The 19,980-nt window shown below is 70.7% G+C and carries 18 protein-coding genes; 11 read left to right on the top strand and 7 right to left on the bottom strand.

Features of this window, described 5'->3' with window-relative positions:
- The first annotated feature begins 13 nt into the window (after positions 1–13).
- The 3 genes from J7E94_RS08255 to nirD are packed head-to-tail and all read left to right on the top strand — an operon-like array spanning position 14 to position 4,111.
- Positions 14–1,258, top strand: a complete 1,245-nt coding sequence (locus J7E94_RS08255; RefSeq protein ID WP_215013666.1) for an NAD(P)/FAD-dependent oxidoreductase — start codon at positions 14–16, stop codon at positions 1,256–1,258.
- A 1-nt stretch (position 1,259) separates the two neighbouring features.
- Positions 1,260–3,782: a nitrite reductase large subunit NirB gene (gene nirB, locus J7E94_RS08250; protein ID WP_215013665.1), complete on the top strand. Its 2,523-nt coding sequence runs from the start codon at positions 1,260–1,262 to the stop codon at positions 3,780–3,782.
- Entirely contained in the window at positions 3,779–4,111 is a 333-nt protein-coding gene (gene nirD / locus J7E94_RS08245; protein WP_215013664.1) for a nitrite reductase small subunit NirD, read from the top strand. Before nirB ends, nirD begins: the two co-directional genes overlap by 4 nt.
- A 19-nt stretch (positions 4,112–4,130) precedes the next feature.
- Here the strand turns inward: nirD and J7E94_RS08240 are convergent, their stop codons facing one another.
- The 5 genes from J7E94_RS08240 to dusB form a co-directional block, all read right to left on the bottom strand.
- A complete protein-coding gene (locus tag J7E94_RS08240; RefSeq protein WP_215013662.1) occupies positions 4,131–4,541 on the bottom strand; it encodes a VOC family protein in 411 nt (136 codons plus the stop codon).
- 110 nt (positions 4,542–4,651) lie between these two features.
- Complete coding sequence (locus J7E94_RS08235; protein WP_215013661.1) at positions 4,652–5,113, bottom strand: group III truncated hemoglobin; 462 nt, start codon at positions 5,111–5,113, stop codon at positions 4,652–4,654.
- Positions 5,114–5,504: 391 nt separating this feature from the next.
- Positions 5,505–6,506: a helix-turn-helix transcriptional regulator gene (locus J7E94_RS08230; RefSeq protein WP_215013660.1), complete on the bottom strand. Its 1,002-nt coding sequence runs from the start codon at positions 6,504–6,506 to the stop codon at positions 5,505–5,507.
- A 385-nt stretch (positions 6,507–6,891) separates the two neighbouring features.
- Positions 6,892–9,600: a pyruvate, phosphate dikinase gene (gene ppdK / locus J7E94_RS08225; protein WP_215013659.1), complete on the bottom strand. Its 2,709-nt coding sequence runs from the start codon at positions 9,598–9,600 to the stop codon at positions 6,892–6,894.
- Between the two features lie 364 nt (positions 9,601–9,964).
- A complete protein-coding gene (gene dusB, locus J7E94_RS08220) occupies positions 9,965–11,125 on the bottom strand; it encodes a tRNA dihydrouridine synthase DusB (protein WP_215013796.1) in 1,161 nt (386 codons plus the stop codon).
- A gap of 79 nt (positions 11,126–11,204) precedes the next feature.
- Between dusB and J7E94_RS08215 the strand changes: the two genes are divergently transcribed.
- A complete protein-coding gene (locus J7E94_RS08215) occupies positions 11,205–12,614 on the top strand; it encodes an MFS transporter (RefSeq protein ID WP_215013794.1) in 1,410 nt (469 codons plus the stop codon).
- A 45-nt stretch (positions 12,615–12,659) separates the two neighbouring features.
- On the opposite strand, the gene J7E94_RS08210 is transcribed toward J7E94_RS08215, so the two are convergent.
- Positions 12,660–12,842, bottom strand: coding sequence for a hypothetical protein (locus J7E94_RS08210; RefSeq protein WP_215013813.1), 183 nt, complete (start codon positions 12,840–12,842; stop codon positions 12,660–12,662).
- Between J7E94_RS08210 and J7E94_RS08205 the strand changes: the two genes are divergently transcribed.
- The 4 genes from J7E94_RS08205 (at position 12,835) to J7E94_RS08190 (ending at position 15,688) form a co-directional block, all read left to right on the top strand.
- Positions 12,835–13,098 (top strand): DoxX family protein, encoded by a 264-nt coding sequence (locus tag J7E94_RS08205; protein WP_308344711.1) that lies wholly within the window; start codon positions 12,835–12,837, stop codon positions 13,096–13,098. The genes J7E94_RS08210 and J7E94_RS08205 overlap by 8 nt on opposite strands.
- A gap of 62 nt (positions 13,099–13,160) precedes the next feature.
- Entirely contained in the window at positions 13,161–14,210 is a 1,050-nt protein-coding gene (locus tag J7E94_RS08200; protein ID WP_215013658.1) for an aldo/keto reductase, read from the top strand.
- 20 nt (positions 14,211–14,230) lie between these two features.
- Complete coding sequence (locus J7E94_RS08195; RefSeq protein ID WP_215013657.1) at positions 14,231–14,824, top strand: TetR family transcriptional regulator; 594 nt, start codon at positions 14,231–14,233, stop codon at positions 14,822–14,824.
- A gap of 153 nt (positions 14,825–14,977) precedes the next feature.
- Positions 14,978–15,688 carry a VC0807 family protein gene (locus tag J7E94_RS08190; protein ID WP_215013656.1) on the top strand — a complete coding sequence of 237 codons (711 nt, stop codon included), beginning with the start codon at positions 14,978–14,980 and terminating at the stop codon, positions 15,686–15,688.
- Positions 15,689–15,767: 79 nt separating this feature from the next.
- Here J7E94_RS08190 and J7E94_RS08185 read toward each other — a convergent pair whose 3' ends face one another.
- Positions 15,768–17,150, bottom strand: coding sequence for a glycine--tRNA ligase (locus J7E94_RS08185; RefSeq protein WP_215013654.1), 1,383 nt, complete (start codon positions 17,148–17,150; stop codon positions 15,768–15,770).
- Between the two features lie 155 nt (positions 17,151–17,305).
- On the opposite strand from J7E94_RS08185, the gene J7E94_RS08180 reads away from it, so the two are divergent.
- The 3 genes from J7E94_RS08180 to J7E94_RS08170 are packed head-to-tail and all read left to right on the top strand — an operon-like array spanning position 17,306 to position 19,973.
- Positions 17,306–18,289 (top strand): metal ABC transporter substrate-binding protein, encoded by a 984-nt coding sequence (locus tag J7E94_RS08180; protein ID WP_215013652.1) that lies wholly within the window; start codon positions 17,306–17,308, stop codon positions 18,287–18,289.
- Positions 18,290–18,315: 26 nt separating this feature from the next.
- Positions 18,316–19,107 (top strand): metal ABC transporter ATP-binding protein, encoded by a 792-nt coding sequence (locus J7E94_RS08175; RefSeq protein ID WP_215013650.1) that lies wholly within the window; start codon positions 18,316–18,318, stop codon positions 19,105–19,107.
- Complete coding sequence (locus tag J7E94_RS08170; protein ID WP_215013648.1) at positions 19,107–19,973, top strand: metal ABC transporter permease; 867 nt, start codon at positions 19,107–19,109, stop codon at positions 19,971–19,973. The genes J7E94_RS08175 and J7E94_RS08170 overlap by 1 nt, the downstream gene beginning before the upstream one ends.
- Positions 19,974–19,980 lie beyond the last annotated feature (7 nt).

Genomic DNA, 19,980 nt, shown 5'->3' with positions numbered 1-19,980 from the left:
GCACGCTCGGGGCATGACCTCGAAGCAGCGTGTGGTGGTGATCGGCGGCGGCCTCGCGGGCCTGCGGCTCGCTGCGCGGTTGGGCGGGGACGCGGAGGTGACCGTGCTCGGCGAGGAGCCGCACGCCCCCTACAACCGGGTCCTGCTCGCCGAGGTCCTGGCGGGCCGGTACGCGCCGGAGGTGATCGCGCTCCCGACGCCCGGCCCGGTGCTGCGGCGGGGGGTGCGGGCGGTCCGCGTCGACCGCGCCGACCGGACGGTCCACTGCGACGACGGTGCGGCTCTGGGATACGACACCCTGGTGCTGGCCACCGGGTCCAACCCGGTACTGCCGCCGCTGCGGGGCCTGTTCGAACCGGAAGGCCGGGAGCTCCCCCACGGAGTGCACGCCTTCCGCACCATGGACGACTGCCTGGCTCTCTCGGCGACCGTCCGGCCCGGGGTCCGGGCGGTGGTGATCGGCGGGGGCCTGCTGGGCGTCTCGGCGGCCCGTGCGCTGGCCGCGCGGGGCGCGCAGGTGGTCCTGGCACAGCAGTCGGAGCGGCTGATGGAGCGCCAGCTGGACGCGTCCGCCTCTGCCATGCTGCACACCCACCTGACCGAGCTCGGGATCGAGATCCACACCGAGTGCCGGGTCCGCGGCCTGACGACAACGTCTACGGCGCCGCACCCGGCCGCACAAGGAGGAGGCCCCCGCAAGGTCACCGGGGTCGAGCTTGCCGACGGCTACCGGCTCGACGCCGAGGTCGTCGTGCTCGCCTGCGGCGTCCGCCCCCGCACGGGCCTGGCCCAGGCAGCCGGCCTGGAGGTCCGCAAGGGCATCGTGGTCGACGGCCACCTCCGCACCGGCGACCCCCGCATCCACGCCATCGGCGACTGCGCCGAGCACGCCGGCCAGGTGTACGGCCTGGCCGGCGCCGCCCTGGAGCAGGCCGATGCCCTCGCCGCCACCCTCACCGGCCCCCCCACGGAGTACACCGGCACCCGCGCCCTCACCCGCCTCACCCTCGGCGGGACCGGAGACCCCTTCGACCTCGCCGCCTTCGGCGAGACCACGCCCCGCCCCGGCGACGACGTGGTCCGCCTCGCCGACGCCACCCGCCGGACCTACCGGACGGTCGTCGTCCGCGGCGACCGCCTCGTCGGCGGGGTCCTGCTGGGCGAGCTGTCCACCGTGGGCGCCCTCGCCCGCGGCTGGGCGGACGACGAGGACCTGAACAGCCTGTTCCACCTGCTCACCGACGACGGAGGCCACTGACATGACCAAGCCCCTGCCCACGATCGTGCTCATCGGGCACGGCATGGTCGGCCAGCGCTACCTGGAGGCCCTCGCCGAGCGCGGTGCGACCCGGACGCACCGGGTCACCGTGCTCTGCGAGGAGCCCCGGCCCGCCTACGACCGCGTGCACCTGACCTCGTACTTCTCCGGCAGCACCGCCGAGGACCTGTCCATGACGCCCGCCGGGTTCATGGAGGAGCACGGCATCGCCCTCCACCTGGACGACCCCGCCGAGCACATCGACCGGGACGCCCGTACCGTCACCTCCCGCTCCGGCCAGGTGTTCCCGTACGACGTCCTGGTGCTGGCCACCGGCAGCTATCCCTTCGTCCCGCCGGTCCCCGGCAAGGACGCCCCCGGGTGCTTCGTCTACCGCACGATCGAGGACCTCCTCGCCATCGAGGAGTACGCACAGGGCCGCACCAGCGGCGCGGTCGTCGGCGGCGGTCTGCTCGGGCTCGAAGCGGCCGGCGCGCTCCAGGGGCTCGGACTCACCACCCGCATCGTCGAGTTCGCGCCGCGCCTGATGCCCGTCCAGGTCGACGACGGCGGCGGCGCGGCCCTGCTGCGCACCATCGAGTCCATGGGCCTCACCGTCCACACCGGTGTCGGCACCCAGGAGGTGCTGACCGGCGAGGACGGCCGGGTCAGCGGCATGCGGCTCTCCGACGGCTCCACCGTCGACACCGACCTCGTGGTCTTCTCCGCAGGCGTCCGCCCCCGCGACCAGCTGGCCCGTGACGCGGGGCTGGACGTCGGCGAGCGCGGCGGCATCGCCGTCGACGCCCGCTGCCGGACCTCCGACCCGCACGTCTACGCCATCGGCGAGTGCGCCCTCGCCGTCGACGGCCGCGTCTACGGCCTGGTGGCCCCCGGCTACGAGATGGCCGAGACCGCCGCCGAGGATCTGCTGGGCCGCGAGAAGCAGTTCACCGGAGCCGACCTCTCCACCAAGCTCAAGCTGCTCGGCGTGGACGTGGCCTCCTTCGGCGACGCCCACGGAACCGCCCCCGACAGCCTCGACGTGGTGTGGTCCGACTCCCGTTCCGGCGTCTACAAGAAGCTGGTCGTCTCCCCCGACGGGGTCCTCCTCGGCGGGATCCTGGTCGGCGACGCGGACTCCTACGGCCTGCTGCGCCCGCTCACCGGCAGCGTCCCGCCCGTCGCCCCCGAGCAGCTGGTGCTGCCCGCCGGCGTGGGCGCGCCCGTCGCGCTCGGCCCGTCCTCACTCCCCGACCACGCGGTGATCTGCTCCTGCCACAACGTCACCAAGAAGGCCATCACCGCCTGCGCCACCCTGCCCGAGGTCAAGAAGTGCACCAAGGCGGGCACCGGCTGCGGCAGCTGCATCAAGGTGATCGGGCAGCTGCTGCCCGCCGCCGCGGACAAGGGCCTGTGCGGCTGCTTCCCCTACACCCGCGCGGAGCTCTACGAGATCGTCCGCACCCTGCGCCTGACCTCGTACCAGCAGCTCCTCGACGGCCACGGCCGCCCGGAGGCGCGCGGCGGCGACGGCTGCGAGGTGTGCAAGCCGACCATCGGCTCCATCATCGCCTCGCTCGCCCCCACCGTGGGCGCGAGCGGCTACGTCCTGGACGGGGAGCAGGCCGCCCTCCAGGACACCAATGACCACTTCCTCGCGAACTTGCAGCGCAACGGCTCCTACTCGGTCGTCCCGCGGATCCCGGGCGGTGAGATCACCCCCGACAAGCTGATCGTGATCGGCGAGGTGGCCCGGGACTTCGGCCTCTACACGAAGATCACCGGCGGTCAGCGGATCGACCTGTTCGGTGCGAGCGTGGACCAGCTCCCGCGGATCTGGGCCCGGCTCGTCGATGCCGGATTCGAGTCCGGGCACGCGTACGGCAAGGCCCTGCGGACGGTGAAGTCCTGTGTGGGGCAGACCTGGTGCCGCTACGGGGTGCAGGACAGCGTACGGATGGCCATCGACCTGGAGCTGCGCTACAGGGGGCTGCGCGCCCCGCACAAGCTCAAGTCGGCGGTCTCCGGCTGCGCCCGCGAGTGCGCGGAGGCGCAGAGCAAGGACTTCGGGGTCATCGCGACGGCGAGCGGCTGGAACCTCTACGTCGGCGGCAACGGCGGGGCCACCCCGCGCCACGCCGACCTCCTCGCCCAGGACCTGTCGGACGCGGAACTGGTCCGGCTGATCGACCGGTTCCTGATGTTCTACATCCGCACCGCCGACCGGCTGGAGCGGACCTCGACCTGGCTGGAGCGGCTGGAGGGCGGGCTGGCCCACCTGCGGGACGTGGTCGTGCACGACTCGCTGGGGCTGTGCGCGGAGCTGGAGGCCCTGATGGCCGACCACGTGGCGCACTACCGCGACGAGTGGGCCGAGACGCTGGAGGACCCGGAGCGGCTGCGCCGGTTCGTGTCGTTCGTCAACGCGCCCGGCGCCCCCGACCCGACCGTGAAGTTCGTGCCCGAGCGCGACCAGGTCAAGCCCGACCTGGCCGTCCTGACGATCGGAGGAGTCCGATGACCGTGGAACTGAAGGTGGCGGAGGGCTGGCTCACGGTGTGCGAGCTCTCCGCGCTCACCCCCGGGCGGGGGGTCGCCGCCCTGCTGCCCGACGGGAGCCAGGCCGCGGTGTTCGTCGACCGCGCGGGGCGCCCGTACGCCATCGGCAACCAGGACCCCTTCACCGGGGCGCAGGTGCTCTCGCGGGGGCTGCTGGGGTGTGCGGCGGGCCGGCCCTTCGTGGCCTCGCCGCTGCTCAAGCAGCGCTTCGACCTGGAGTCGGGGCGCTGCCTGGACGACGAGGAGGTGGAGGTCCGGACCTACCCGGTGCGGACCGCCGCCACCTCGTAGGGACGTCAACCCTCGACGCTCAGCCCTGGACCACGGCCGGGTCCATCCACATGATCTCCCAGGTGTGGCCGTCGAGGTCGTCGAAGGCCCGGCCGTACATGACGCCGTGGTCCTGGGCGGGGCGGGGCTCGGTGGCCCCGGCCGCCAGGGCCCCGTCGACCAGCTCGTCGACCGCGGTGCGGCTCTCGGCGCTCAGGCACAGCAGCACCTCGGAGGTCGTGGTGGCGTCCGCGATGGCCTTGTGGGTGAAGTCCTTGTAGCGGGCCTCCGTGAGGAACATCGCGACGATGCTGTCGGTGATCGGCATCGAGGCGCAGTTCTCGTCGGTGAACTGGGCGTTGAAGGAGTAGCCGAGCTTGGCCCAGAAGGCCTTGGTGGCGTCCAGGTCCTTGACGGGCAGGTTCACGAAGATCATGGTGGCGGCGGACATCGCGGTCTCTCTTCCCTCGGGTCGTCGTTGCTTTCGAGAGGTAGACCGGAGCGTCCCGGGAAAGTCATCGCTTCCCGTGCATTTTTTCTGAGATTTCTCGGAACCGCAGGTCAGGCCAGTGCCGAGCGCAGCTCAAGGGCCGCCAGCGGGATGAAGCCCAGGCCGTCCGCGCTCTCGAGCGAGGCGTCGTGGCCGGCCAGCCGCTTGTGGAGGGTCAGCGCGATCCGCTCGCCCTGGGCCTTGGCGCGCTCCGCGTTCGGCCCGCGGTGGAGGCCGTCGATGGTCGCGTTCCACAGCTGCACCCAGCGCCCGAAGTCGGCGGCGGTCATCGCCCGCGCCGAGTGCAGCGCGGCGTGCGGGGCGAAGGCGTTGCGCCGGTAGTCGGCCGTGCGGAAGAGGGCCCGCTCCCAGAAGTCGGTGATCCGCGGCAGGTGGACCTCCAGGTCAGTGCCCGCGAGCTGCGTGAAGAACGGCCCGATCTGCGGGTCCGCGAAGGCAGCCGTGTAGAAGCGGAGCAGCACGGCCTCGAGGTCGGCGCGGCCCGAGATGTCGGCGGCGGCGGAGTGGTTCATGGTTCCACCATCCTCCCCCACCGAGGGCCTGCCCAGGGGAGGAAGTCCCGCCCAATGCCACCGCGCGGAAAGGAACGCGGCCCCGCGGCACCCCGGAACCGCCACGGGAGGAATGGCACGCCCATTGACCCCGAGCCGGTCGCTCCCGCGTCATGAGGAATTGACGTCCGTCCACCGCGTCCAGCCCCCGTCGGCGCTTGAGGCATCCGCCCAGCGCCGACGGGCGCCGCAACACCAGCCCCGCCGGCGTTTGAGGCGCGGGGTGTGGGGCAGAGCCGCTGGGGGCACCTCCCAGCGGTAGCTGGGGGAGAGGCGGTGCCGCGCCCGTCCAACCGGCCGCACTCCAGCGGGTCCAGCCCACCGTGGTACGGCCCCCGTCGCGGGGCCGCCGTCACGAGGCCACCGCTCCACCCTTCAGCAGCGCCGCCCCCAACGGGGTCACGGTGTGCAGCACCGCGCTCCCGTGTCGCAGCGTCGTCACCAGCCCGGCCTCCCGCATCACGCACGCGTGCTGGCTGGCAGAGGCCAGCGACACCCCCGCCCGGCGGGCCAGCTCGCTGGTGGTGGCCCCGTCCCCGATGGCCCGCAGGACCACCGACCGGGTGTGCCCCACCAGCTTGCCCAGCGTGCGGACCCGCTGCTCCTCCACCGCCGGCCGCGCCGTCTCGCTCCCGGTGGGCGCCGAGGCCAAGTGGGCCGCGGCCGGGTAGACCAGTACCGGCGCCAGCTCCGGGTCGTGCAGGGTCACCGCGGTACGGCGGCAGAAGAAGGACGGCTGGAGCAGCAGCCCGCGCCCCCGCAGCCGTACGTCGCGGTCCACCGGGTAGTCGCACTCCAGCACCGGGGCCCGCCACCGCAGCATCGGCGGCAGCGAGGCCAGCAGCTCGTCCGCGCCGCCGTCCAGCAGCGCCCGGCCGCGGGCGGCCCGCTCGGCTTCTATCTGGGCCTGGATGTGCGTCCAGTACGGCTCCACGGCCGCCCGGTGGTAGCCCCGCAGCTCGCCCAGCAGCCTCGGCAGGTGCTTGGTCCCGCCGTCCACGAAGTCCCGTAGCCGCGGCGTCGGCGGCGCGCCCGCCGTCAGCAGCGACAGCTCCCGCCGCAGCCGCTCGGGACGGATTCCGCGCAGGGCGTCGAGGCCGACGTCCCACCCGTACTGACCCTCCACGGGGGTGAGGAAATCGGGGAAATAGCCCCGCCCCGGTATAAGCATACCGAGCATGCGTGTTTCACTATTCAACCTGCTCCGGGTTTCCGTCCGCCATTCACCGAACAACCGGGCATCGCGCCGGTCTCTTAAGCGATGAAAGCTGAGAATCGTTTCCCACAACGCATCGGGACGCCCTGCCATCCGTACGCGTGCCAGGTCCACTCCAGTGAAATGGATACGCAGCACCGAACCCCCACCTGTGCAACCGCAATCCCCCCGCCCCATGAGTATGCATGCCGTCACACGTGGTCACCACGCCCTTTCGGCCACAGTTGAAACCCCTTTCGGCAGGGGCGTGACAACCGAAATCCTGTACTCCGCCGGGCACACTCCGATGCGACCGAAACGCTCCGCGAAGGCCGTGGGGGGCTTTGCGGGGCCTGGCGGTCGGTCGCACCGGGAAGCGCCGACGTGTCCGGCAGAATGACAGCGGCGGTGGACGGGTGGGGATCCGTCCACCGCCTGCTGGCGTAAGGATTCGTTGAACAACAAAGAAATAGGCGCGTCCGCCCTCGGGGGTCAGGGAACCCGGGGGCGGACGCGGTCTGCAGGCCCTTGTGAGGGCCGGGGATCAGCGGCTGTCGCTGCCCTTCGCCTCGGCGGCCGCACGACCGGCCTCCAGGCGCGCCACCGGAATCCGGAAGGGCGAGCAGGAGACGTAGTCGAGGCCGACCTCGTGGAAGAAGTGGACGGACTCCGGGTCTCCGCCGTGCTCGCCGCAGACGCCGAGCTTCAGGTCGGGGCGGGTGGCCCGGCCGGCCTCGACGGCGCTGCGGACCAGGGAGCCGACGCCCTCCTTGTCGATGGTCTCGAAGGGCGAGACCCCGAAGATGCCCTTCTCCAGGTACGCGGTGAAGAAGCTGGCCTCGACGTCGTCGCGGGAGAAGCCCCACACCGTCTGGGTCAGGTCGTTCGTACCGAAGGAGAAGAACTGCGCGGCCTCGGCGATCTGGCCGGCCGTCAGGGCGGCGCGGGGCAGCTCGATCATCGTGCCGATGGTCAGCTTGAGGCTGGTGCCGGTGGCGGCCTCGACCTCGGCGATGACTGCGTCGGCCTCGTCGCGGACGATCTCCAGCTCCTGGACGGTGCCCACGAGCGGGACCATGATCTCGGCGCGCGGGTCGCCCTTGGCGTTCTTGCGCTCGGCCGCGGCCTCGGCGATCGCCCGCACCTGCATGGCGAACAGGCCGGGGATGACCAGGCCCAGGCGGACACCGCGCAGACCCAGCATCGGGTTCTGCTCGTGCAGCTTGTGGACGGCCTGGAGCAGGCGCAGGTCGTTCTCGTTGGCGTCCTTGCGGGACTCGGCGAGGGCGACGCGCACCGACAGCTCGGTGATGTCGGGCAGGAACTCGTGCAGCGGCGGGTCGAGCAGGCGGACGGTGACGGGCAGGCCGTCCATCGCCTCGAACAGCTCGACGAAGTCCTTCTTCTGGAGCGGCAGGAGGGCACTGAGTGCCTCCTCGCGCTCGCCGTCGGTGTCGGCGAGGATCAGGCGCTCGACCAGCTCGCGGCGCTCACCGAGGAACATGTGCTCGGTGCGGCACAGGCCGATGCCCTGGGCGCCGAAGCGGCGGGCGCGCAGCGCGTCCTCGGCGTTGTCGGCGTTGGCACGCACCCGCAGCCGGCGGACCCGGTCGGCGTACGCCATGATCCGGTGCACGGCGGCGACGAGCTCGTCGGCGTCGTCGGCGCCGGCGTGCATGCGGCCCTCGAAGTACTCGACGACCGGGGACGGTACGACGGGTACCTCACCGAGGTAGACCTTGCCGGTGGAGCCGTCGATGGAGACGACGTCGCCCTCTTCGATGACCGTGTCGCCGACCGTCATGCGGCGGCGCTTGGTGTCGACGTCGAGCTCCTCGGCGCCGCAGACACAGGTCTTGCCCATGCCGCGGGCGACGACGGCCGCGTGCGAGGTCTTGCCGCCGCGCGAGGTCAGGATGCCCTCGGAGGCGATCATGCCGTCCAGGTCGTCCGGGTTGGTCTCGCGGCGGATCAGGATGACCTTCTCGCCGGAGCGGGACCACTTGACGGCCGTGTACGAGTCGAAGACGGCCTTGCCGACCGCCGCGCCCGGGGAGGCGGCGATGCCGCGGCCGAGCAGCGTGGTCTTGGCGTCGTCGTCGAAGCGCGGGAACATCAGCTGCGCGAGCTGGGCGCCGTTGACGCGCTGGAGGGCCTCCGCCTCGTCGATCAGGCCCTGGTCCACGAGCTGGGTGGCGATGCGGAAGGCGGCGCCGGCGGTGCGCTTGCCGACGCGGGTCTGGAGCATCCACAGCTGGCCGCGCTCGATGGTGAACTCGATGTCGCAGAGATCCTTGTAGTGGGTCTCCAGCGTCTCCATGATCGTCATGAGCTGGTCGTAGGAGGCCTTGTCGATGGTCTCCAGGTCGGCCAGCGGCACGGTGTTGCGGATGCCGGCGACGACGTCCTCGCCCTGGGCGTTCTGCAGGTAGTCGCCGTAGACGCCCTGGTGGCCGCTGGCGGGGTCGCGGGTGAAGGCGACACCGGTGCCGGAGTCGGGGCCGAGGTTGCCGAAGACCATGGAGCAGATGTTGACCGCGGTGCCCAGGTCGCTCGGGATGCGCTCCTGGCGGCGGTAGAGCTTGGCGCGGTCGGTGTTCCAGGAGTTGAAGACCGCCTCGACGGCGAGGTCCATCTGCTCGCGGGGGTCCTGCGGGAAGGGGCGGCCGGCCTCCTTCGCCACGATCTTCTTGAAGCGCGTGACCAGCTTCTTCAGGTCGGCGGCGTCGAGGTCGGTGTCGACGGTGACCTTCTTGGCGGCCTTGGCCTCGTCGAGGGCGTCCTCGAAGAGCTCGCCCTCGACGCCGAGGACGGTCTTGCCGAACATCTGGATGAGGCGGCGGTACGAGTCCCACGCGAAGCGCTCGTCACCGGCCTGGGAGGCAAGGCCGGTCACGGACTCGTCGGAGAGGCCGATGTTGAGGACGGTGTCCATCATGCCCGGCATCGAGAACTTGGCGCCGGAGCGCACGGAGACCAGCAGCGGGTCGTCCGACTGGCCGAGCTTCTTGCCCATCTTCGTCTCGAGGGCGGCAAGGTGGGCGCTGACCTCGTCGCGCAGCGCGGCCGGGGCCGTACCGCTCTCCAGGTAGACCTTGCAGGCCTCGGTGGTGATGGTGAAGCCGGGAGGGACCGGGAGGCCAAGGTTGGTCATCTCGGCGAGGTTCGCACCCTTGCCGCCGAGAAGGTCCTTGAGGTCGCGGTTGCCCTCTGTGAAGTCGTAGACGAACTTCTGATCTTTGTTTTCCGACACGGGTCTCGACTCCTCGAGGCTCGGTGGCTGCCCTGACGGCCAGGAACATACCCAGATCAAAGGCTTATGGGTATGTCCACTTGGTCGACATGCGGCTGTAACCACCCGTGCGCCAGCAGATCGAAAGTAACTCACGAGTAATCAGAAGGCCCGAAGAGCGTTCACATCCCGAAGGAAGAGGGCTCTAAAGTGGCCTGTTCATGCTCGGATGAGCGATCATCGATCCATTTGCGTTCAAGTCTTGAACAGACAAAGGGTGGCACCCAGTGCCACCCTTTGAAAGTCTTACCCGTGACCTCGCTGCTCATCTGAGCGAAACCTTTCCCATGCGTGGCGTATATCACGCAGCACGGAGGGCGATTTGTCAGCCTCCTGAGGTGTCCAGTTCAGCGTCCTCGCTCACACCCGCGCAGTCGTACGGATCCTTCAACCAGCCGTCCGGCAGGACAACTCGGTTGTTTCCGGACGTCCGGCCCCGTGGACCGTCCGCACTCTCGGGCCACGCCTGCTCCAAGTCCAGCTCGCTCAGATGAGCGTCCAGTTCGGCCAGTGAAGAGGTGACCGCGAGCTTCTTGCGCATCTCGGAACCCACCGAGAAGCCCTTGAGGTACCAGGCCACGTGCTTACGGAAGTCGATCACCCCGCGCGCCTCGTCGCCGATCCACTCCCCCAGCAGCTGCGCGTGGCGGTGCATGGTCCCCGCCACCTCCCGCAGCGTCGGCTTGTGGAAGTCCTCCGGCCGGCCCTCGAAGGCCGCGATCAGGTCGTTGAACAGCCACGGCCGCCCCAGACAGCCGCGGCCGACGACCACGCCGTCGCAGCCGGTCTCGCGGACCATGCGCAGCGCGTCCTCCGCGCACCAGATGTCGCCGTTGCCGAGCACCGGGATCTCCGGCACGTGCTCCTTGAGCCGCGCGATGGCGTCCCAGTCGGCGGTGCCGCCGTAGTGCTGGGCGGTGGTGCGCCCGTGCAGGGCGATGGCGGTGACCCCCTCCTCGACGGCGATCCGGCCGGCGTCGAGGTAGGTGAGGTGGTCGTCGTTGATGCCCTTGCGCATCTTCATGGTCACCGGCAGGTCGCCGGCGCCCGCGACGGCCTCGCGCAGGATCGCGCGCAGCAGGTTCCGCTTGTACGGGAGGGCCGAGCCGCCGCCCTTGCGGGTGACCTTGGGGACGGGGCAGCCGAAGTTCAGGTCGATGTGGTCGGCACGGTCCTCCTCGACGATCATGCGGACCGCCTTGCCGACCGTCGCCGGGTCCACCCCGTACAGCTGGATCGAGCGCGGCTTCTCCGTCTCGTCGAAGTGGATCAGCTGCATGGTCTTGTCGTTGCGCTCGACCAGGGCGCGGGTCGTGATCATCTCGCTCACGAACAGCCCCTTGCCGCCGGAAAACTCTCGGCAGAGGGTACGGAACGGGGCATTGGTGATGCCGGCCATAGGCGCGAGCACCACCGGGGGCTGGACGGTGTGCGGGCCGATCGCGAGAGGCGGAGGAAGCGTGGTCATCCGCCCATTGTCCCGCATGCCGAGGCGGTCGGGCAGACGTACGATCGGCGGCATGATCGAGCCGAGTCAGCCGGGTCAGCCGAGTCGCCGGCAGCGCATGATCGTTCTGGCGATCTGCTGCATCAGCCTGCTGATCGTCAGCCTCGACAACACCGTGCTCAACGTCGCGCTGCCCTCGATGCGCCGCGATCTGGACGCCTCGGTCTCGGGCATGCAGTGGACGATCGACGCCTACACGCTGGTCCTGGCCTCACTGCTGATGCTCATGGGCTCCACGGCCGACCGGATCGGGCGCCGCAGGGTGTTCGTCGCCGGGCTGGTGCTCTTCTCCGCCGGCTCCCTGCTGTGCTCGCTCGCGCCCAGCCTGGACTGGCTCATCGTCTTCCGGATGGTCCAGGCGGTCGGCGGCGCCATGCTCAACCCGGTGGCGATGTCGATCATCACCAACACCTTCACGGATCCCGCGGAGCGGGCCCGGGCCATCGGCGTATGGGGCGCGGTCGGGGGCATCTCCATGGCCGCCGGTCCCCTGATCGGCGGCGTGCTGGTGGACAGCGTGGGCTGGCGCTCCATCTTCTGGGTGAACCTGCCGGTCGGCCTCGTGGCGCTCGCGCTGACCCTGCGCCACATCCCCGAATCGCGTGCGGCGCGGCCGCGCCGGGCGGACCCGGTGGGCCAGCTGCTGGTCATGGCGCTGCTGGGCAGTCTGACGTACGGGATCATCGAGGCGCCGGCCGCGGGCTGGCACTCGCCGCTGATCATGGGGTGCGCCCTGGTGGCCGTGGCCTCGCTGGTGGGGCTGCTGGTGTACGAGCCCCGGCGCGAGGAGCCGCTGATCGACCTCCGGTTCTTCCGCAGCGTCCCCTTCAGCGGGGCGACCGTGATCGCGATCACCGCCTTCGCCGGGATGGCCGGGTTCCTCTTCCTGAACACCCTGTACCTCCAGGACGTACGGGGGCTGGACGCGCTGCACGCCGGGCTCTACATGCTGCCGATGGCGGCGCTGACCATGCTTTTCGCGCCGCTGTCGGGGCGGCTGGTGGGCAGTCGGGGGCCGCGGCTGCCGCTGCTGATCGCGGGTGTCGCGATGGGCGCGAGCGGGCTGCTCTTCGCCGCGTTCGAGGCCGAGACCTCGACGCCGCTCCTGTTCACGGCGTACGTGCTGTTCGGGCTCGGCTTCGGCATGGTCAACGCCCCGATCACCAATACGGCCGTGTCCGGCATGCCGCGCTCCCAGGCGGGTGTCGCGGCGGCCATCGCCTCCACCAGCAGGCAGACCGGCGGCACGCTGGGCGTCGCGATCGTCGGCTCCGTCCTGGCGGCGGGCCTGGCGGACGGCTCGGACTTCGCCGGGGCGACCGGCCCGGCCTGGTGGATCATCACGGCCTGCGGCCTGCTGGTCCTGGTGGTGGGGGCGGCCTCGAGCGGCCGCTGGGCCCGCTCGACGGCAGAGCGCACGGCCCGCGCCCTCGACCCGGCCGCCGCCCCCGCCCCGGCCGACGCCTGACCGCGTCTCGGCCCGCTGCGGCCTGGCAGCAGCCGGGCCGCGGGCCTACTCCTGGCAGTCGAAATCGTCCGCGTGCGCGTCGATCCGCGCCAGCAAGCCGCGCAGCGTGGCCTGGTCGCCCTCCGAGAGGCGGCGAACAGGCCCTGCTCGACCGCGTCGAGCGCCGCGTATCCTCACCGCCTCCGCCAGCGTCACGCTGCAGCGCAACGACCAGATCGTCGTGAGCACGCAGAAGGTCCAGGTTCCGGACTCCTGGCTGCCACGCCTGGCCGCCCTCAAGGCCGCTGGCGCCATCGGCCTGGTCGCCGGCCTGTGGATCACCCCGCTGGGGATAGCGGCGGCCATCGGCGTGACCCTCTACTTCATCGGCGCGGTGGTCTCCCACCTTCGGGCCAAGGACTACGAACTCACTCCGGCCGCCGTCCTCGCCGTGGTCGCGGCCGCGGCCGCGGCCGCGGCCCTGATCCTGCGGGCCCTGTCGTAGCCGCCTCACACTGACGAGTGACAGATATTGCAATCTGTCACTCGTCATGCCATTCTCCTTCCATGGCTACGAAAGAGAACGTCACCGTCACCGCAACCACGACCGCCCCGGCCCGCCGCACGCTCGGCGCCACCGGCCCGTCCGTCTTCCCCCTCGGTCTCGGCTGCATGGGGATGTCCGCTCTCTACGGTGAGGCCGACCGCGCCGAGTCCGTCGCGACCATCCACGCGGCGCTCGACGCGGGCGTCACCCTGCTCGACACGGGCGACTTCTACGGCATGGGCCACAACGAGCTGCTGATCAGCGAAGCCCTCAGCACCGCGCCCGCCGCGGCCCGCGAGAAGGCGCTGACCAGCGTCAAGTTCGGCGCCCTGCGCACGGTCGAGGGCGGCTTCACCGGCTACGACGGCCGGCCCGAGGCCGTCAGGAACTTCCTGGCCTACTCGCTCCAGCGGCTCGGGCGGGACCACATCGACATCTACCGGATCGCCCGCGTGGACCCGGACGTGCCGATCGAGGAGACCGTCGGCGCCATCGCCGAGGCGGTCCAGGCCGGGCACGTCCGCCACATCGGCCTCTCCGAGGTCGGCGCGGACACCCTGCGCCGGGCCGCCGCCGTGGCCCCGATCGCGGACCTCCAGATCGAGTACTCGCTCCTCTCCCGCGGCATCGAGGACGAGATCCTGCCGACCGCCCGCGAGCTCGGCATAGGCATCACCGCGTACGGGGTGCTCTCCCGCGGGTTGATCAGCGGCCACTTCACCCGCGACCGCGCGCTGGACCCGGGCGACTTCCGCGGCATGAGCCCCCGATTCCAGGGGGCCAACCTCGACCGCAACCTCGACCTGGTCGACGCCCTGCGCAAGGTCGCGGAGAACAAGGGCGTGAGCGTGGCCCAGACCGCGATCGCCTGGGTGCTCTCGCGCGGCGAGGACATCGTGCCGCTGGTGGGCGCCCGCCGCCGGGACCGGCTCGCCGAGGCGCTGGGCGCCGCGGACATCACGCTCGGCGCGGCCGACCTGGCCGCCATCGAGGAGGCCGTGCCCGTCGGCGCCGCGGCGGGTGACCGGTACCCGGCGGCCCAGATGGCCCACCTCGACAGCGAACGCTGAGCCGGCGGTACGGTCGTCCCATGCCAACCGCTGCCTCCGAGCCCCTGACACCCGAGCGCATCCTCGAGACCACCGAGGAGGTGCTGCGCCGCTTCGGGCCCACCAAGGCGACAGTGGTGGACGTGGCCCGGGCCCTGGGCGTCAGCCACGGCAGCGTGTACCGGCACTTCCCGTCGAAGGCGGCGCTGCGCGAGGCCGTCACGGACCGCTGGCTCGCCAAGAGCGTCCTCATGCTGGAGGAGATCGCCTCGGCGCCCGCCGAGAGCGCCCCCTCCAAGCTGGAGGCGTGGCTGGAGGCCCTCTTCGAGGCCAAGCGCCACAAGGCCGGCGACGACCCGGAGCTGTTCGCCACCTACACCGTGCTGCTCGCCGAGAACAGCGGCATCGTGGACACACACCTGACCGAGCTGATCGACCAGTTGGCCCGGATCATCGCCGAGGGCGTCGAAGCGGGCTCGCTCGCCGCCGACGACGTGCCGGCCGCCGCCCGCGCGGTCTTCGATGCCACCGGTCGCTTCCACGATCCGCAGTACGCGGCCGACTGGGTCTCGCCCACGATCTTCACGGAGTTCGAGGCGGTCACCTCGCTGATCATCCGGGGCCTGCGCGCCTGACGCGGGCCACGGCCCGGCCCGGGCCCGGCCTGTCCGGAACCGGTCGGTCCGGACGCCTTGGTGATCATTTTGGGTGTGGTCGGCTTGTACATGTCACTTGCGTGTCCCTACGGTCCCCCTACCGCACTCATCAGGCACGTCCCAGGGGGAACCTTGTCCGCCCAAGCAGCACGCCCCGCACCTCCCGCCCGCTCCGGCGCCGCCACAGCCCTCGGCTGGATCCTGACCATCGGCCTCAACGTGGTCGCGCCGATCATCACGTACAACACGCTCACCGAGGACCACAACTGGAGCGAGTTCTCGGCGCTGCTCCTCAGCGGCGCCTGGCCGGTGCTCGACAGCGCCATCAGCGTGGCCTGGCGCCGCAAGCTCGACGAATTCGCCGTCGTCACCCTGGTGTTCCTGGTGATCACGGCCATCGTCTCGCTCGTCGGCGCCCACTCGGCCCGCGCCCTGCTGATCAAGGACTCGGGCGTGACCGGGCTATTCGGCGTGCTCTGCCTGGCCACCCTGCTCGCAGCGCGCCCGCTGATGTTCTACTTCGGCCGCAAGTTCGCCACCGACGGCACTCCCGAGAGCACGGCCTGGTGGAACGGCCTGTGGCAGTACGAGGGCTTCCGTACCACCATGCGCACCATGACCCTGGTCTGGGGCGTGGCCTACATCGCCGAGGCGCTGGTCCGGATCGGCCTGACGTACGTACTGGACACCAAGACCATGGTGGCCCTGAGCCCGATCATGATCTACGGGGTGCTGGGCTGCCTGGGCGTGTGGACGGCGCTCTACGGGAAGCGGTCCCAGGCCGAAGGCGAGCGCCGCGCCGCCGAGGCGGCCGCCGCCGAGGCCGGAGCCCCGGCCGCCTGACCCGGGGCCGGACAGACCGGTGGCCCGGTGCGCACCTCGCGCACCGGGCCACCGGTCTTCGTGTGTCCCCAGGCAGGACCTAGCAGCCGAGCAGGCGGCTGCCGAGGTAGCTCTGGATCTGGTCCAGGGAGACGCGCTCCTGCTTCATGGTGTCGCGCTCGCGCACGGTCACCGCGTTGTCGTCCAGGGTGTCGAAGTCGACGGTGACGCAGAACGGCGTACCGATCTCGTCCTGGCGGCGGTAACGGCGGCCGATGGCACCGGCGTCGTCGAACTCGATGTTCCAGTTCTTGCGCAGGTCGGCGGCGAGGCCCTTGGCCTTCGGCGACAGCTGCGGGTTGCGGGACAGCGGCAGGACGGCGACCTTGATCGGGGCCAGGCGCGGGTCGAAGCGCATCACGGTGCGCTTCTCCATGACGCCCTTGGCGTTCGGGGCCTCGTCCTCGTTGAACGCGTCGAGCATGAAGGCGAGCATGGCGCGGTTGACGCCGGCCGCCGGCTCGATGACGTACGGGGTGTAGCGCTCGCCGGCTTCCTGGTCGAAGTAGGTGAGGTCCTGGCCGGAGGCCGCGGAGTGCGCCTTGAGGTCGAAGTCGGTGCGGTTCGCGACGCCTTCGAGCTCGGAGAACTCATTGCCACCGAAGTTGAAGCGGTACTCGATGTCGGCGGTGCGCTTCGAGTAGTGGGACAGCTTCTCCTTCGGGTGCTCGTACCAGCGGATGTTCTCCTCGCGGATGCCGAGGTCGCGGTACCAGTTCCACCGCTCCTGCATCCAGTACTCCTGCCACTGCTCGTCCTCGCCCGGCTTGACGAAGAACTCCATCTCCATCTGCTCGAACTCGCGCGTGCGGAAGATGAAGTTGCCCGGAGTGATCTCGTTCCGGAAGGACTTGCCCATCTGCGCGATGCCGAACGGGGGCTTCTTGCGCGAGGTGGTCTGCACCTGGGCGAAGTTGGTGAAGATGCCCTGGGCGGTCTCGGGGCGCAGGTACGCCTTGGAGCCGGTGTCCTGGGTCGGGCCGAGGTGGGTCTCCAGCATGCCGGAGAACTGCTTCGGCTCGGTGAACTGGCCCTTCACACCGCAGTGGGGGCAGTTGATGTCGGCGAGGCCGTTGGCGGGCAGGCGGCCGTGCTTGGCCTCGTACGCCTCTTCCAGGTGGTCCGCGCGGTGACGCTTGTGACAGGCGGTGCACTCGGTCAGCGGGTCGGAGAAGGTCGCGACGTGACCGGAGGCCACCCAGACCTCGGGGGCCAGGATGACGGAGGAGTCGATGCCGACGATGTCCTCACGTCCGGTGACCATCGCCTTCCACCACTGGCGCTTGATGTTCTCCTTCAGCTCGACACCGAGCGGGCCGTAGTCCCAGGCGGCCTTGGAGCCGCCGTAGATCTCACTGCACGGGAAAACGAAGCCACGGCGCTTGCTCAGGCTGACGATGGTTTCGATCTTGTCGGCGGCCACGGTGCTCTCTTCATTACGAGGACGAACGGCGAAGTCTTTAGGTTACCGGCGCCCGCACCTCCCCTTTCAAATCGGGACCCTCTTCCATGGGTCCTCCCCATGCCTCTCACCAGCGTTTTTGACAATCGTTTCCATCTTTGATGAAAATGGATGTCATGAACGTACGACGCCACATACCCGCTGCCGCCCTCGCCGCCGCCGTCAGCCTCGGGGCCACGGCCCTGACCGCCTGCTCCGGGGCCGGTGCCTCCGGCGGCGAGGACGGCAAGCTCGACGTGATGGCGTCGTTCTACCCGATGCAGTTCCTCGCCGAGCAGATCGGCAAGGACCACGTGAAGGCCGGCACCCTGACCAAGCCGGGCGTCGAGCCGCACGATCTGGAGATCACCCCGAAGCAGACCGCGCAGCTCGGCGAGGCCGACGTGGTCCTCTACCTCAAGAGCCTGCAGCCGGCCGTCGACAAGGCCGTAGCCCAGTCCGGCGTGAAGAACGTCGTCGACGCCGCCACCCTCACCCGGCTCGAGGTCCACGGCACCTCCGGCCACGACCACGCCCACGAGGGCGAGGAGGGCCACGCCGCGGGCGAGGGCGAGGGCCACGAGCACGGGAGCGAGGCCGGCGAGGACCCGCACATCTGGCTCGACCCGGTCAAGTACGCGGAGGTCGCCAAGGGCGTCGGCGCGGCCCTGGAGAAGGCCGACCCCGACCACGCCGCCGACTACAAGAAGAACACCGACGACCTGGTCGGCAAGCTGACCGCGCTGGACACGGAGTTCAAGGACAGCCTGAAGGACACGGCCACCAAGACCTTCATCACCACGCACTCCGCCTTCGGCTACCTCGCCGAGCGCTACGGCCTCGACCAGGAGGGCATCTCCGGCTTCGACCCGGAGTCCGAGCCCAGCCCGGCCCGCATGAAGGACCTCCAGGCCGTCGCGAAGGCGGAGAATGTCACCACGGTGTTCTTCGAGACGCTGGCCAGCGACAAGACGGCCAAGACGCTCGCGACGGACACCGGCCTGAAGACGGACGTCCTGGACCCGCTCGAGGGAATCACCGACAAGTCCCAGGGCGCTGACTACTTCGAGGTCATGCGTTCCAACCTGAAGAACCTCCAGAAGGCGCTCGGAGCCAAGTAATGACAGCAGCAATGGAGGCGCGAGCCATGCAGTCCACGCCCCGACCGGCTGACGCCCAGCCCGTCATATCCCTGCGCGGGGCCACGGCCTCGCTCGGCTCGCGCCCCGTGCTGCGCGGGATCGATCTCACCGTCCGCCGCGGCGAGGTCGTCGCGCTGCTCGGAGCCAACGGCTCCGGCAAGTCCACGGCCGTCCGCGCGGTGGTCGGCCAGGTCTCGCTCTCCGGTGGTGACCTGTCCCTCTTCGGCACCGGCTTCAAGCGCTTCCGCGACTGGTCGCGCATCGGGTACGTCCCGCAGCGCACCACCGCCGCCAGCGGCGTCCCGGCCACTGTCCGCGAGGTCGTCTCCTCCGGGCGCCTGGCCCGCTCCCGCTTCGGGATCCTGCGCAAGGCCGACAAGGCCGCCGTCGAGCGGGCCCTGACGCTGGTCGGCATGGAGTCCCACGCCGACGTCTCCGTCAACGCCCTCTCCGGCGGCCAGCACCAGCGCGTGCTCATCGCCCGGGCGCTCGCCGTCGAGCCCGAACTCCTGATCATGGACGAGCCGATGGCCGGCGTGGACCTGGCCAACCAGGAGGTCCTCGCGGGAGCCCTGCGCGAGCAGGTCGCCGCCGGAACCACCGTCCTGCTCGTCCTGCACGAGCTGGGCCCGCTGGAGCCGCTGATCGACCGGGCCGTCGTCCTGCGCGACGGCTGCGTCGTCCACGACGGCCCGCCCCCCGAGGCCGTGGGCCAGCACGCCCTGCCCGGCCACGACCACGTACACCCCCACGCGGCGCACGACGCCGAGCCCCTGCGGACGGGACTGCTGAGCTGATGGACCTCCTGAACTACGCCTTCATGCAGCGGGCGCTGCTCGCGGCCGTGCTGGTCGGCGTCACCGCGCCCGCCATCGGCACGTACCTCGTCCAGCGCCGCCAGGCCGTCATGGGCGACGGCATCGGCCACGTGGCGATGACCGGCGTCGCGCTGGGCTTCCTGTTCAACGCCAGCCCGGTGTGGATGGCCACCCTGGTCGCGGTCGTCGGCGCGGTCGGCATGGAGCTGATCCGCTCCCGGGGCCGGACCAGCGGCGACATCGCGCTCGCCATGCTCTTCTACGGCGGCCTGGCCGGCGGCGTCATGATCATCAACCTGGCGCCGGGCGGCTCCACGGCCAACCTGATCAGCTACCTCTTCGGCTCCATCACCACCGTCTCGGCCGAGGACGTCACGGCGGTCGTGGTCCTCGCCGCGTTCGTCGTCGCCGTCACGCTCGGCCTGCGCCGCCAGCTGTTCGCCATCTGCCAGGACGAGGAGTTCGCCCGGGTCACCGGCCTGCCGGTGCGCGCGCTGAACCTGCTGATGGCGGTCACGGCGGCCGTCACCGTGACCGTCGCCATGCGCATCGTGGGCCTGCTGCTGGTCAGCGCCATGATGGTGATCCCCGTGGCGGCCGCCCAGCGCGTCACCCGCGGATTCACCGCGACGCTGTCGCTGGCCATGGTGATCGGCGTGCTCGTCTCGCTCACGGGCACGGTGACCACGTACTACATCGACGCGCCGTCCGGTGGAACGATCGTGCTGCTCGCCATCGCGGTCTTCATGGTGATGACCGCGGTCTCGACACCGCTGGCCAGGCGCCGCGCGGATGCGGCCCGCGAAGCCGAAGAGGTCTGCACGCGCGACGACGTGAAGGTCTAGGGCCGGC

Source organism: Streptomyces sp. ISL-94 (genome assembly GCF_018614075.1).
Taxonomy (GTDB): domain Bacteria; phylum Actinomycetota; class Actinomycetes; order Streptomycetales; family Streptomycetaceae; genus Streptomyces.
This window is presented reverse-complemented; position numbering and strand designations above follow the sequence as displayed.

Excerpts from the sequence above, each read along its gene's own strand:
- J7E94_RS08255 (WP_215013666.1), top strand. The coding sequence starts at position 14 with ATGACCTCGAAGCAGCGTGTGGTGGTGATCGGCGGCGGCCTCGCGGGC.
- nirB (WP_215013665.1), top strand. The coding sequence starts at position 1,260 with ATGACCAAGCCCCTGCCCACGATCGTGCTCATCGGGCACGGCATGGTC.
- nirD (WP_215013664.1), top strand. The coding sequence starts at position 3,779 with ATGACCGTGGAACTGAAGGTGGCGGAGGGCTGGCTCACGGTGTGCGAG.
- J7E94_RS08240 (WP_215013662.1), bottom strand. The coding sequence starts at position 4,541 with ATGTCCGCCGCCACCATGATCTTCGTGAACCTGCCCGTCAAGGACCTG.
- J7E94_RS08235 (WP_215013661.1), bottom strand. The coding sequence starts at position 5,113 with ATGAACCACTCCGCCGCCGCCGACATCTCGGGCCGCGCCGACCTCGAG.
- dusB (WP_215013796.1), bottom strand. The coding sequence starts at position 11,125 with ATGCGGGACAATGGGCGGATGACCACGCTTCCTCCGCCTCTCGCGATC.
- J7E94_RS08215 (WP_215013794.1), top strand. The coding sequence starts at position 11,205 with ATGATCGTTCTGGCGATCTGCTGCATCAGCCTGCTGATCGTCAGCCTC.
- J7E94_RS08200 (WP_215013658.1), top strand. The coding sequence starts at position 13,161 with ATGGCTACGAAAGAGAACGTCACCGTCACCGCAACCACGACCGCCCCG.
- J7E94_RS08195 (WP_215013657.1), top strand. The coding sequence starts at position 14,231 with ATGCCAACCGCTGCCTCCGAGCCCCTGACACCCGAGCGCATCCTCGAG.
- J7E94_RS08180 (WP_215013652.1), top strand. The coding sequence starts at position 17,306 with ATGAACGTACGACGCCACATACCCGCTGCCGCCCTCGCCGCCGCCGTC.
- J7E94_RS08175 (WP_215013650.1), top strand. The coding sequence starts at position 18,316 with ATGCAGTCCACGCCCCGACCGGCTGACGCCCAGCCCGTCATATCCCTG.
- J7E94_RS08170 (WP_215013648.1), top strand. The coding sequence starts at position 19,107 with ATGGACCTCCTGAACTACGCCTTCATGCAGCGGGCGCTGCTCGCGGCC.